Below are 12,331 nucleotides of genomic sequence, written 5' to 3'. Positions count from 1 at the left end.
CTACAGCACGTTCCTCTCCGCGATGGGCGTCACCGGCCAGACGACGGTGACCGCCCGCCCGGACGGGTCCGTGCTCGTCACGCCGGGGCCGGGGACCGCGTACCCGGCGGTCTACCGGGAGGTGGCGCCGTGGGTGTGGCGCGAGGACGCCGGCCGGCGCATCCTCACGATGCGCGCCGACACCGAGCGGGTCACCGCACTCGGCTACCAGGCGGCGTTCACCTTGCTGCGCACCGAGCCGGGCCGGGACGCCGGCGTCGCGCTGCCGGTGCTGCTCTCCAGTGCCGCCGTCCTGCTCGTCGCCCTGCTGGCGTGGCCGGTCGGGGCGCTCAACCGCCGTCGCCACGCGCTACCGGCTTCCGCGTCGCTCGGCCGGGTGGGCGACATCGCTCGCCCGCTGACCCGGGTCGCCACCGTCGCCGCGGTACTCGCCCTGGCCGGGTGGACGGCGGCCGTCGCCACGATCGCCGGCCTGGGGGAGTTCCCGGACGCGCTCGTGCGCGTGCTGCAGGTCGCGCAGTGGGTGGCCCTGGCCGGGGTGCCCGCGGCAGCCGTCCTGCTGGTCGCCACCGCGCGGCGCCGGGCCGGCCGCGGACGGGTCCTCGGGGCGCTGCTCCTGGTGCTCGCCCTGGCCGGGACCGCGTGGTTCGGCCTGGTCTTCGGCCTGTTCTCGCCGTCGGTGTCCTACTGAGACGGTGGCCTCTAGCATCGAACCCCGCCCCGAACCCACGAAGATCCGGTGACCGCCATGTCCTCGCCCCGTCCGGACGGCCCCGCCGTGGTCGGCGCCGACGTGACCCCCGGCCTGCCGGACCGGTTCTCGGCCCGGCTCGACGCCGGGCTCACCCGGATGGGGCTGACCGGCGACTTCCGGCGCGACTGCGCGCTGGCGCTCGTGGTGCTCGTCGTCTCGGGCGGCCTGGTGGCGGGGTTCCTCACCGACCCGGCGCAGGTCCTGCTGCCGGGGATCAGCCCCGCGCAGGCAGGGGCGGCGATCGCGGTGACGGCGGCCCAGTCGCTGCTGCTCTGCCTACGCAGGCGCTCTCCGGTCGTCTGCCTGTGGCTGATCACGCTGCTCCAGCTGGTGTTGTTCGTCGTTCTCCCGGCCGGCGGCAGCATCAACGGTGTCGCGCCGTTCGTCGCCGCCTACACCTGCGGGGCGCTCCTGGCCGCCCGCCGGACGGTCCGGGTGATCGCCGGGGTGACGTTCGTCGAGGGCGCAGGGTTCGCGTTGCGGACCCTGCTGCCCGGCCAGGGCGCGGATACGCTCACAGCCGGTCTGACCCCGGCCGCCGCGCTCACGTCGGTGGCCGGGGTGGTCGTCACCAGCCTGCTCACCCACGTCGCGGCCGCGGTCTTCGGCGCCTACGTCGCGACCCGACGCCGCTACGTCGAGCTGGTACGGGTCCGCGCCGCCGAGGCGATCGAGGTACAGCGGGCCAGGGCGGACGCCGCGATCGGGCTGGAACGGTCCCGGATGGCCCGGGAGCTGCACGACATCGCGGCGCACCACCTGTCCGGCATGGTCGTGCAGGCCGCCGTCGTCGAGAAGCTGATCGACCGCGACCCGGAGGCGGCGAAACAGGCGGCGGCGTGGGTGCGGGGGCAGGGCAAGGAGACGCTGCACAACCTGCGCCTGGTCGTCGGGGCGCTGCGCGAACCGGGCAACGGCGTCTCCGACGACGCCCCGGTACCCGGGCTCGGCGTCCTGGACCGGCTCCTGGGCACGGCGCGCGAGCTCGGCACCCCGGTCGAGTTCGTGCAGGTGGGGGAACCGCCGGAGCTGGCACCGATCGCCGACGTCACGTTCTACCGGGTCGCCCAGGAGGCCCTGTCGAACGCCCGCGACCACGCCCCCGGCGCCCCGGTGCGGGTGCTGCTGCGCCACGACGAGGCGGGCGTCTCGCTCGAGGTCACCAACGACGCCGCGCCACCGTCGGGCCCCGCGGACGCCGACCGACCGACGACGAGCCATCGCGGGCTCGGCCTGGTCGGGATGAACGAGAGGGCACAGATGATCGGAGCGACGCTGCGGACCGGGCCGGACCCGTCCGGCGGGTGGCGGGTCGTGCTGAGGCTTCCGCCGGATCCGGATCCGGACACCGCACCGCCCGCACAGCGCACGCGGACGCACCGGAGGTGACCACGTGATCAGGGTCGTGCTCGCCGACGACCAGACCATGGTCCGGACCGGCTTCCGGGTCATCCTCGAGCTCGCCGGAGACATCGAGGTCGTGGGCGAGGCCGCCGACGGCCCGACCGCGGTGGCGCTCGCCCGCCGTCTGGAACCCGACGTCATCTGCATGGACGTGCGCATGCCCGGCGGGAACGGGCTCGCCGCCACCCGCGAGATCGTCGCCGCACCGGGGCCCGGCCCGGCCGTGCTCGTGGTGACCACGTTCGACCTCGACGAGTACGTGTTCGGCGCCCTGGAGGCGGGCGCGAGCGGGTTCGTCCTCAAGGACACCGAGCCCGACGACCTCGTCGACGCCGTCCGCCGGCTGGCCGACGGTCACGGGCTGCTCGACCAGACCGTGACCCGGCGGGTGATCGCCGAGTTCGCCCGGCGCCGGCCCGTCCACGCCCCCGAACCGGCTGCGGACCACCCGCTCACCGCACGCGAGACGGACATCGTGCGGCTCCTGGCCCAGGGCCGGTCGAACGCCGAGATCGCGGCCGAGCTGGTCATCGAGACGAGCACGGTGAAGTCGCACCTCGGCCGGGCCATGACGAAGATCGGGGTGCGGGACCGCGTGCAGACCGTGGTGTGGGCCCACCGCAACGGGATGGTGCCCCGGGAGCCGGGGTGAGCCCCGACCGGCCGGACGTGGAGATCACACCGCGCGCGGCCGGGGAAGTACCAGCGGTGTCCCGGTCAGCGGATCCGGCCGCACCAGCGCGTCGACGCCGAACACCGACGAGACCATCTCCTCGGTGACCACCTCGGACGGGCCCCCCTCGGCGACGATCCGGCCCTCGCGCATGGCGATCAGGTGATGCGCGTACCGCCCGGCCAGCTCGAGATCGTGCAGCACCATCACGACGGTGCGGCCGCGCCCGGCGTTGACCGTGCGCAGCAGCTCCAGCACGTCGAGCTGGTGCGCGAGGTCCAGGAACGTCGTCGGCTCGTCGAGCAGCATCGTCTGCGGGCCCTGCGCGAGGACGAGCGCGATCCACGCCCGCTGCCGCTGCCCGCCGGAGAGCTCGGCCACCGGGCGGTCGGCGTGCTCGAGCATCCCGGTCGCGGCCAGCGCGTCGGCCACCGCGGCCTCGTCGTCGCACGACCACTGCCGGAACCAGCGCTGGTGCGGGTGCCGTCCCCGGCCGGCGAGGTCGGCCACGGTGATGCCGTCGGGCGCGGTCGGCTGCTGCGGCAGCACCCCGATCCGGGTCGCGACCTCGACGGCCGGCAGCCGCGCGATGTCCGAGCCGTCCAGGAGCACCTGCCCGCCGGCGGGCCGCATCAGACCGGCGAGCCCGCGCAGCAGCGTCGACTTGCCGCACGCGTTCGGCCCCACGACGGCGGTGATCCGCCCGGGCGGGATGGTGACCGACTGTCGGTCGACGACCAGGTGGCCCGCCGCGTACCCGAGACCCAGGTCGTGCGCGCTCAGCGTCATCCGGAAGCTCCGATCCTGTTGGTGCGCAGCAGCAGGGCGATCAGCACGGGCGCACCGACGATCGCGGTCACGACCCCGACCGGGAGCTCCCGCGGGGCGAGGGCGGTGCGTGCCACCAGGTCGGCGGCGACGACCAGCAGTGCCCCGGTCCCGGCCGAGGACAGCAGCCCGGGGCTGCGCTCGCGCAGCAGCCGCCGCACGATCTGCGGCGCGACCAGCGCGACGAACCCGACCGGCCCCGCCGCGGCGGTGGCCAGCGCGGACAGCCCCACCGCGGCGGCGAGGAGCCCGGACCGTGCCCGGCCGACCCGCGGCGACAGGGCCCTGGCCAGGTCGTCGCCGAGCTCGAGCACCTGCAGCTCGCGGACCAGGGCGACGACGACCGGAAGCAGCAGGCACAGCCCGGCGGCGACCGGGACGACGTCATCCCACGACCGGCCGACGAGGCTGCCGACCAGCCACACCGCGGCCTGGTAGGCGGCGTTCACGTCGGCCCGGCTCAGCAGGAACGTCGCGGCGGAGCTCAGGATCGCGGCCACACCGATCCCGACCAGCACGAGCCGGTAGCCGGAGAAGCCGTTGCGGTAGGCGAGGGTGTGGACCGCCACCGCGGCCACCGCGGCCCCGAGGAGGGCTCCCCCGGTCACCCAGGCCGCCGACGCCCCGAACCCGAGGATGACCAGGACCGCCCCCGCGGACGCGCCCGCGTTGATCCCGATGACGTCCGGGCTGACCAGGGGATTGCGCGCGATCCGCTGCAGGACCGCCCCCGCGACACCGAACGCGGCGCCGACCAGGATGCCGGTCAGGGCGCGCGGGATCCGGTTCCCGACGACGATGTCGTAGGTGATCGCGGTGCCGTGTCCGGCGACCGTGTCGAGGACGGTCGACAGGGCGAGCGGGTACTCGCCGACCGTCGTCGCAAACAGCCCGACGAGGATGGCGGCGCTCCAGGTCGACATCCCGACCACCAGGGCGCGCACCGCGATCCGGGCGGAGACCGCGCCGCTGCGGGCGACGACCGTCGTGCCGGCGCCGCGGACCCGGCGGGTCGGCGGTGGGTTCACAGCGCGGCCACCCTCCGGACCCGCACCAGGTGCAGGAACACCGGTCCACCGACGATCGCGGCCATCACCCCGATCTGGACCTCCTCGGGAGCGATCACCACGCGGCCGGCGACGTCGGCGAGCAGGACGAGCCCCGCCGCCAGCAGCGCGGAGAGCGGGAGCACCCACCGGTGGGCGGTTGCGGCCAGCGCCCGTACGGCGTGCGGGGCGACCAGCCCGACGAACGCGACCGGCCCGGCGACCGCCGTCGCGGTCCCGGCCAGCGCGACGACGGCGACCAGGCCGGTCACCCGGGTGGCTCCCGGCCGGGCGCCCAGGCTCCGGCCGGTGTCCTCGCCGAGCGCGACCGCGTCCAGCCTGCGGACCAGCACGACGGCCAGCACGACGCCGGCGACCGCGAACGGCACCGCCTGCGCGACCGTGGCGAGGTCGGCCCGGGCCAGCGAGCCGATGACCCAGAAGCGGTAGCGGACGAACAGCTCCCGGTCGAGCAGCACGACCGCCGAGGTCGCCGACAGGATCAGCGCGGAGACGGCGGCGCCGGCCATCGCGAGCTTCACCGGCGTCGCCCCGTCGCGCCCGGCCCCGCCGACCGCGTACACGGCGACGGCGGCGAGCGCTCCACCGACGAGACCGAACCAGACGTAGCCGCTCAGCGAGCCGACGCCGAACAACGAGATCCCGGCGATGATCGCGCCCGCCGCCCCGGCGTTGACGCCGAGCGTGCCCGGCCCGGCCAGCGGGTTGCGGGTGAGGCCCTGGGCGATGGCACCGGCGAGCCCCAGGCAGCAACCCGCCAGCAGGCCGGCGAGCGTGCGTGGGAGCCGGACGTGACGCACGACGATGTCGGAGGACGTACCGGAGAGGCCCAGGAGCCCGTCGTGCAGCTGGGCCCAGCTCAGCGGGCGGCCGCCGACCTTGAGCGACAGCACCGCCGCCCCGGTCAGCACCGCCAGCGAGGCCACCAGCGTCCCCCACGCGGCCGGACGCCGGTGTCCCCGGCGCGCCACCGGCGCAGGCGGAGCGCTCACCGCGGATGCACCAGGGACGCGACCCGCTCGGCAGCCGCGGGCGCGCGGATCCCCGCGGCGCGGTCGGCGAACAGGAACGGGAAGACCTTTCCCTCCCGCACGGCGGTGCTGCCCGACAGCGCCGGGTCGCCCCGGATCCTCGCCACGTCGGCCGCGCCGTCGGCCACGGTGTAGGAGGCGTCGCAGCACGTCGAGGTGAGGATGACGTCCGGGTTCCTGGCGATCACCTCCTCCTTGCCGACCGCGACGTGCCGGCGCCCGGCGAGGTCGCCGAACGCGTTCGTGGCGCCCGCCATCTCCAGGACCCGGCTGCCGAAGTCGATCCCGGATGCGACCCGGTAGCTGCCGTCGTCGTCGTCGAGCAGGATCGCGACCCGCGGCGACGGCTTGCCCGCCACGCGCTCGCGGACCGCCTCGACGCCGGTCCGCAGGTCGGTGACCAGCTGCTCGGCCCGGTCGGGGACACCCAGCACCCGGCCCAGCCCGCGCAGGTCGCCGTAGACGGTCTCCATCGAGACCGACGCGGGGTCGATCGCCTCGTCGGAGCGCCCGTCCCCGCTCGGGCACAACGGCCCGGAGATCCACGTCCTGACGCCGAGCCCCGCCAGCTCTGCCCGGGTGCTGATCGCCTCCGTGCCACCGGCGGCGAACACACCGTTGTAGCCGGCCACGACGAAGTCCGGGTTCGCCGCGAGCAGGGCCTCGCGCGTCGGCAGCTCCGGGAGGTACGGCACCCGCGACTGGGCCTCGGCGTACCCGTCGAGCACGCGGGCGTCGAGGAACGCGGTGCCGACCAGCCGGTCGGTGAGTCCCAGGGCGTGCACCGTCTCGATCGCCGGCTGGTAGAGCGCGTAGATCCGCTCGGGCGGTCCCGGCACGGTCACCGGGATGCCGCAGTTGGTCTCGGTGACGCCCGCCCCGCCGGCCGCCGGCTCCGACGTCGCGGGCTGAGGTGGCCCCCCGCACGCGACGAGGGTCAGAGCACACACGGACAGCAGCGCGACCCGCCACGCACGACGGGAACCGGACCGAACGGGCATCGAACCTCCAAGGGGACCGATGCCGAGCCTGTCAAAGCTGAGCGAGTGTTCATACATTCAGGCTTATGGTCTGCATCACCCTCCCGTGTCGACCAGGACCGGGACGTCCTGGGTGGTGCTCGAGCGCAGCACCGTGCCGGCGAGCGCCGGGTCGCCGGCACGGTGCTGCCGGCCGGCGCGGATCAGGGGGTCGAGATCGGGTGGGTGCGGCACGTGGTTGAGCCAGAGCCGGACCGTGCCGCCGTCCCCGCCGCGCAGGGAGCCGGCGTCGTTGCCGGGCGCTATCGACAGACCGGCGACACCGGGCGCGCCGTAGGCCACCACGATCTGGAACAGCCACCCCGGCCGGGGTAGCGCATGGACCGCGACCGAGGCGTAGAGCCGGTCGGAAGGACCCGGCGGCCGGAGCGCGATGGCGGGGATCAGGACGGCCGCGACGACCTGCCACCCCTCGGCGAGCTCGGGTCCGGCCGACCCGGTCGGAAACCGGGGCCCGCTGAGGCGGCCGGCACCCAGGTCCTCCACCGCCGAGGAGAGGACGACGCGGCCGGACAGCAGACCACCGGTGCGGGGCCCGCCCGCGGGCCCGACGAAGAACCCGGCCGGCGCACGTCGCCGCACCTCCCAGACCCGCGAGTGCGGGCCGCCCCGGGCCCCCACCACGAACCGGATCGCGGCCCGCCGGTCGGACGCCGTGGCGGTCACGTCGACGACGCCTCGCGTGCCGGCGCGGCCGGGCCGTCCTCGCGCAACACCCACGGTCGGACGAGGAGCACGCCGTCACCTCCGACGTCAGATACCCGACTAATATATCTACAGACGATATGCGGGCTCGCCGCGTCCGGTCAAGGACCGCCACCGGTCCCCGCCCGTCACCACCGGAACACCCTCTTGACAGCACGCCTCGCCGCACGATCCCATCTTTTGGTGCGCAGTGGGCATCGCGTTGCGCACCAGGCAACACCACTGACCATCGTGTGACGGCCGACAGCGCATCCCTTCCTCGCGAGGAGCACCGCCATGACGACCGGCGAGCTTTCGTCCAGCCCTGTCGAGGGCAGAACCCTCCCGGAGAGCCTGCGAGAGACGCTCGCCGGCCACTACTACACCGACCCGGAGATCTTCCGGGTCGAGCAGGACACCATCTTCCACACGGGCTGGTTCTGCTCCGTCCTCAGCGCCGACCTGGAACGCCCGGGGCAGTTCGAGACCGTCCGGATCGGACGCGAGAGCGTCGTCGTCACGCGGGACCGGCGCGGCACCGTGAACGCCTTCCTCAACGTCTGCCGCCACCGCGGCGCGCGGCTGTGCACAGAGGACAAGGGAGAGGTCCGGCGCTCGTTCCAGTGCCCGTACCACGCCTGGACCTACGACCTGAGCGGCAAGCTGGTCGCCGCGCCGAACCTGACCGCGATGCCGGACGTCGACAAGGTCGAGTTCGGCCTGCACACGGTGCACGTACGCGAGTGGCTCGGCTACGTCTGGCTGTGCCTGGCCGACGAGCCGCCGTCGTTCGAGGACACCGTCATCGGCGACGTCACCGCCCGGCTCGGCTCGCCGGACGCGATCGTCGGCTACGGGGTGCAGAACCTGCGGCTCGGGCGCCGGATCTCCTACGACGTGAAGGCGAACTGGAAGCAGATCGTCGAGAACTTCATGGAGTGCTACCACTGCGCGACGATCCATCCCGAGCTGACCGAGGTCCTGCCCGAGTTCGCCGACGGCCTGGCCGCCCAGTACTTCGTGGGCCACGGCGCCGAGTTCGGCGACGACGTCGCGGGCTTCACCGTCGACGGCTCGGCGGGGCTCGATCCGATCCCCGGCGTGACCGCGGAGCAGGACCGGCGCTACTACGCCATCACCGTGCGACCGCAGGTGTTCATCAACCTGGTGCCCGACCACGTCGTGTTCCACCGGATGTTCCCGCTCACCGCCGAGCGCACGCTCGTGGTCTGCGACTGGCTCTACCTGCCGGAGGTGATCGACTCCGGCGCCGACATCGAGCGGTCGGTCGAGCTGTTCCACCGGGTCAACCAACAGGACTTCGACGCCTGCGAGCGGTGCCAGGCCGGCATGGACTCCCGGTCGTACCGCACCGGCGGGGTGCTGGTGCCCAGTGAGCACCACATCGGCGAGTTCCACGACTGGGTCCGCGAGCGCGTCGGCTGACCGGTCCGGCACACCACGCGCCGTTGGTATATCAGACACGGTCACAGTTTCGACACGGGTGGGACAGACTGCTGTTCTGATCGAGTCCACGGTTACCATGGAGTTCGTGAGCGCTTCTCCCGATGTCGACGAGCCGCAGTTCACGTCCCTGGCCGACATGGCCTACACGGTGATCCGGGACCGGCTGATCATGCTGGACATCGCGCCGATGACCGCGATGGACGACGTCGCGCTCGCCCGCTCCCTGGAGATCGGCCGGACCCCGGTGCGGGAGGCCCTGAAGCGGTTGGAGATCGACCGCCTGGTGGTCTCCTACGCGCGCCGCGGGACGTTCGCCACCGGCGTCGACATCACCGACCTCGCCTACATCTCCGAGATCCGTGTCCAGCTCGAGCCCCTCGCCGCGCGCCGCGCCGCCGAGTCCGCGGGCGCGTCCGTGCTGGCGGAGCTGCTGGAGCTGGCTGACGACATCGACCGGATCGACGTCCGCTCCCTGGACCGCGACGAGCTGATGCGGTGGGACCTGCACGTGCACCGCGCCATCTACGCCGCGGCCGCCAACCCGCACCTCGAGGACACCCTCATCCGCTACGACAACCTGGCCACCCGGATCTTCTGCCTGTTCCTCGACCGGATGAACCGTTTCGACCAGCACGTCGGGGAGCACTCCGCCCTGCTGCGGGCGATCGGGCACCGTCGCGCGGACGAGGCGGCCAAGCTGGCCCGTGCCCACGTCATCGGATTCGAGAAGGCGATCCGGGCGGTCGTCTGAGCACGGTGTGAGCCGGCCGGGGCGCGGTCAGCGGCGGATCTTCGTCATCTCCGGGTCGAACAGCGGCTCGGCGGCCACGGTCGCCGGGACGGAGCGGTCGAAGTACCGGATCTCGACCGGGCTGCCCACCGGCAGCCCCGCGGGCAGCCAGGCGTAGGCGACCGGGGTCCCGAGCGTGTGCGCGAACGCGGCCGAGGTGACGTAGCCCGCCGGCTCGCCGTCGACGAGCACGCCCTCGTGGCCCAGGACCACGCTGCGCCGGTCGTCGACGGTCAGGCAGGTCAGCCGCCGCGTCACCGCGCTCTCGTCGATGCGCTCCAGCGCGTCGCGGCCCACGAAGTCGCCCTTCTGCGGGCGCACCGCGAAGCCGAGCCCGGCCTCGTACGGGTTGTGCTCGGTGGTCATGTCCGCGCCCCAGGAGCGGTAGCCCTTCTCCAGGCGCAGGCTGTTGAACGCGGCCCGCCCGGCGGCGACGACGCCGAGCCCGCGGCCGGCGGAGAACAGCACGTCCCAGAGCTTCTGGCCGTACTCGGCACCGGTGTAGATCTCCCAGCCGAGCTCGCCGACGTAGGACAGGCGCATCGCGGTCACCGGGATCCCGGCGATGTGCGCCGCCGTCGCCCGGAAGAACTTCAGCCCCTCGTGCGAGAGGTCGTCGTCGGTCAGGGGCGCCACCAGGTCCCGGGCCAGCGGGCCCCAGACCCCGATGCAGCAGGTGGCACCGGTGATGTCCCGGACAGCCACGCTGCCGTCGTCCGGCGCGCGGCGGCGCAGGTACTCGACGTCGAGGTTGCTGTTCGCCCCGACCTGGAAGAGCGTCTCGCCGAGGCGGGCCACGGTGAGGTCGGCGCGCACCCCGCCCGCGTCGTCGAGCGCCAGCGTGTAGGTCACCGAACCGACCGACCGGTCCATCCTCCCGGTGGTGACCGCGTCCAGGAACCCGAGCGCTCCCGGCCCGCTGACCTCGATCCGCCGCAGCGGGGTCATGTCGTACATGGCCACCGCGGTGCGGGTCCGCCACGCCTCCACGGCCACGACCGGCGAGTGGAACATCGCCGACCACGCGTCGCGCGTCGGCGGCTGCCATTCGACCGGCAGATCGGGCAGCAGCGCGGCGTTGGCCTCGTACCAGTGCGGCCGCTCCCAGGCGTGCGAGTCCAGGAACACCGCGCCCAGCTCCCGCTGGCGGGCGTGGAACGGGCTGACCCGCACGTCGCGCGGGGAGGTCTTGGGCTGCAGCGGGTGCACCACGTCGTAGATCTCGACGAAGTTCTGTTGCGCGGTCTCGTCGACGTAGGCGTCGGTGGTCTCGACCTCGTCGAACCGGTGCACGTCGCAGCCGTGCAGGTCGAGCTCGCTCCGGCCGTCGACGAGCAGCTGCGCCACCGCGCGCGCGACCCCCGAGGAGTGGGTGACCCAGACCGCCTCGGCGACCCAGAAACCGGCGACGTCGGCGGACTCCCCGATCAACGGGCCACCGTCCGGGGTGAAGGAGAAGACCCCGTTGAACCCGGTCTCCACCTTGGCCGAGGCCAGCGCGGGGAGCAGCTGCTGGCTCTGCTCCCACTGCGTCGCGAAGTCCTCCTCGGTGAAGGGCAGCATCGACGGCATCGCCGACCCGGTGGGGTCCCCCTCGGCGGACTCCGGGAGCTCGCCGATCGAGACCGGCATCGGCCGGTGGGCGTAGGAGCCGATCCCGATGCCGTCGTCGTGCTCGCGGTAGTAGAGGTCGGCGTCCTGGTGGCGCAGGATCGGCATCCGTGCCTCGACCCCGCCCTCGTTGCGGCCGACGAGCTCCTCGACCCGCCCGGTGCGGGCGTACTGGTGGGCCAGCGGCAGCAGCGGCACCCGCATCCCGACGAGCCTGCCGAGCTCGCGGCCCCAGAACCCGGCGCAGGACACCACGACCTCGGCCGGGATCACGCCCCGGTCGGTCTGCACCCCGGTGACCCGGCCGCCGGACCGCTCGATGCCGGTGACCCGGGTGGACCCCTGGAACCGCGCTCCGCGTGCCTGCGCCCGCCGGGTCAGCGCGACGACGGCGCGGGACGCATTGGCCAGGCCGTCGGTGGGGGTGTGCAGGCCGCCGAGCACCCGGTCGCGGTCGAGCAGCGGGTGCAGCCGGACGCACTCGTCCGGGCCGACCACGGTGGCCGGGACGCCGCGCGAGATCGCCCAGCCCCGCTTGCGGTGCAGGTCCGCGAGCCGCTCGGGGGTGGTCGCGATCTCCAGCCCGCCGACCTGGTTGAAGCACCACCCGCCGTCGACGTCGAGGCTCCTGAGCTTCTCGACGGTGTAGGTGGCGAACGCGGTCATGGTCTTCGAGCCGGTCGTCTGGAACACCAGGCCGGGCGCGTGCGAGGTCGATCCGCCGGTCAGCGGGAGCGGGCCCTGGTCGACGACGGTGACGTCGGTCCAGCCTCGCTCGGTGAGCTCGTCGGCGAGGTTCGTCCCGACGATCCCGGCTCCGATGATGACGGTACGGGGGTTCGTGGTCATGGTGACACTCCTGTTCGGTCGGCCCCGGTGGACCGGCGGGGTACTAGCGGGAGGCGGTGCTGCCGGCGGGAGGCGGGGTCGCGGCCGGTGCGATGACCCGGAACTCCCGGGCGGCGTCGAGCAGCCAGTCGGC

General features: G+C 73.8%; 10 protein-coding genes and 1 pseudogene. 5 read left to right on the top strand and 6 right to left on the bottom strand.

Annotated elements, in window-relative coordinates:
- The 3 genes and pseudogenes from I4I78_RS22540 to I4I78_RS22530 all read left to right on the top strand — a co-directional run.
- Nucleotides 1-691: pseudogene (locus tag I4I78_RS22540) on the top strand (serine hydrolase); the annotation flags it as partial.
- Between the two features lie 57 nt (nt 692-748).
- Entirely contained in the window at nt 749-2,143 is a 1,395-nt protein-coding gene (locus I4I78_RS22535) for a sensor histidine kinase (protein ID WP_226380243.1), read from the top strand.
- Between the two features lie 4 nt (nt 2,144-2,147).
- Complete coding sequence (locus tag I4I78_RS22530) at nt 2,148-2,810, top strand: response regulator transcription factor (RefSeq protein ID WP_218613459.1); 663 nt, start codon at nt 2,148-2,150, stop codon at nt 2,808-2,810.
- 24 nt (nt 2,811-2,834) lie between these two features.
- On the opposite strand, the gene I4I78_RS22525 is transcribed toward I4I78_RS22530, so the two are convergent.
- From I4I78_RS22525 to I4I78_RS22505, 5 genes are all read right to left on the bottom strand, one after another.
- Nucleotides 2,835-3,620, bottom strand: a complete 786-nt coding sequence (locus I4I78_RS22525) for an ABC transporter ATP-binding protein (protein WP_218613458.1) — start codon at nt 3,618-3,620, stop codon at nt 2,835-2,837.
- Nucleotides 3,617-4,687, bottom strand: coding sequence for an iron chelate uptake ABC transporter family permease subunit (locus I4I78_RS22520; RefSeq protein WP_308252294.1), 1,071 nt, complete (start codon nt 4,685-4,687; stop codon nt 3,617-3,619). Before I4I78_RS22520 ends, I4I78_RS22525 begins: the two co-directional genes overlap by 4 nt.
- Nucleotides 4,684-5,718 (bottom strand): iron ABC transporter permease, encoded by a 1,035-nt coding sequence (locus I4I78_RS22515; RefSeq protein WP_218613457.1) that lies wholly within the window; start codon nt 5,716-5,718, stop codon nt 4,684-4,686. The genes I4I78_RS22520 and I4I78_RS22515 overlap by 4 nt, the downstream gene beginning before the upstream one ends.
- Nucleotides 5,715-6,758: an ABC transporter substrate-binding protein gene (locus I4I78_RS22510; protein ID WP_218613456.1), complete on the bottom strand. Its 1,044-nt coding sequence runs from the start codon at nt 6,756-6,758 to the stop codon at nt 5,715-5,717. Before I4I78_RS22510 ends, I4I78_RS22515 begins: the two co-directional genes overlap by 4 nt.
- Nucleotides 6,759-6,833: 75 nt before the next feature.
- On the bottom strand, nt 6,834-7,463 hold the full coding sequence (locus I4I78_RS22505; RefSeq protein ID WP_218613455.1) for a hypothetical protein: 630 nt from the start codon (nt 7,461-7,463) through the stop codon (nt 6,834-6,836).
- Nucleotides 7,464-7,778: 315 nt separating this feature from the next.
- On the opposite strand from I4I78_RS22505, the gene I4I78_RS22500 reads away from it, so the two are divergent.
- Nucleotides 7,779-8,927 (top strand): aromatic ring-hydroxylating dioxygenase subunit alpha, encoded by a 1,149-nt coding sequence (locus tag I4I78_RS22500; protein WP_218613454.1) that lies wholly within the window; start codon nt 7,779-7,781, stop codon nt 8,925-8,927.
- A gap of 97 nt (nt 8,928-9,024) precedes the next feature.
- The gene (locus tag I4I78_RS22495; protein WP_218613453.1) at nt 9,025-9,699 is read left to right on the top strand and encodes a GntR family transcriptional regulator; all 675 of its coding nucleotides are present in this window, start codon (nt 9,025-9,027) and stop codon (nt 9,697-9,699) included.
- Nucleotides 9,700-9,726: 27 nt separating this feature from the next.
- On the opposite strand, the gene I4I78_RS22490 is transcribed toward I4I78_RS22495, so the two are convergent.
- Nucleotides 9,727-12,198 (bottom strand): FAD-dependent oxidoreductase, encoded by a 2,472-nt coding sequence (locus tag I4I78_RS22490; RefSeq protein WP_218613452.1) that lies wholly within the window; start codon nt 12,196-12,198, stop codon nt 9,727-9,729.
- Nucleotides 12,199-12,331 lie beyond the last annotated feature (133 nt).

The organism is Pseudonocardia sp. KRD291 (assembly GCF_019263595.1).
GTDB lineage: Bacteria > Actinomycetota > Actinomycetes > Mycobacteriales > Pseudonocardiaceae > Pseudonocardia.
The sequence above is the reverse complement of the archived record's forward strand: the minus strand, read 5'-3'. Positions and strand labels throughout refer to the sequence as shown.

What these genes read in the sequence shown, in the direction of transcription:
- I4I78_RS22490 (WP_218613452.1), bottom strand. Translation starts at nt 12,198, where the DNA reads ATGACCACGAACCCCCGTACCGTCATCATCGGAGCCGGGATCGTCGGG.
- I4I78_RS22500 (WP_218613454.1), top strand. Translation starts at nt 7,779, where the DNA reads ATGACGACCGGCGAGCTTTCGTCCAGCCCTGTCGAGGGCAGAACCCTC.
- I4I78_RS22525 (WP_218613458.1), bottom strand. Translation starts at nt 3,620, where the DNA reads ATGACGCTGAGCGCGCACGACCTGGGTCTCGGGTACGCGGCGGGCCAC.
- I4I78_RS22535 (WP_226380243.1), top strand. Translation starts at nt 749, where the DNA reads ATGTCCTCGCCCCGTCCGGACGGCCCCGCCGTGGTCGGCGCCGACGTG.
- I4I78_RS22510 (WP_218613456.1), bottom strand. Translation starts at nt 6,758, where the DNA reads ATGCCCGTTCGGTCCGGTTCCCGTCGTGCGTGGCGGGTCGCGCTGCTG.
- I4I78_RS22495 (WP_218613453.1), top strand. Translation starts at nt 9,025, where the DNA reads ATGGAGTTCGTGAGCGCTTCTCCCGATGTCGACGAGCCGCAGTTCACG.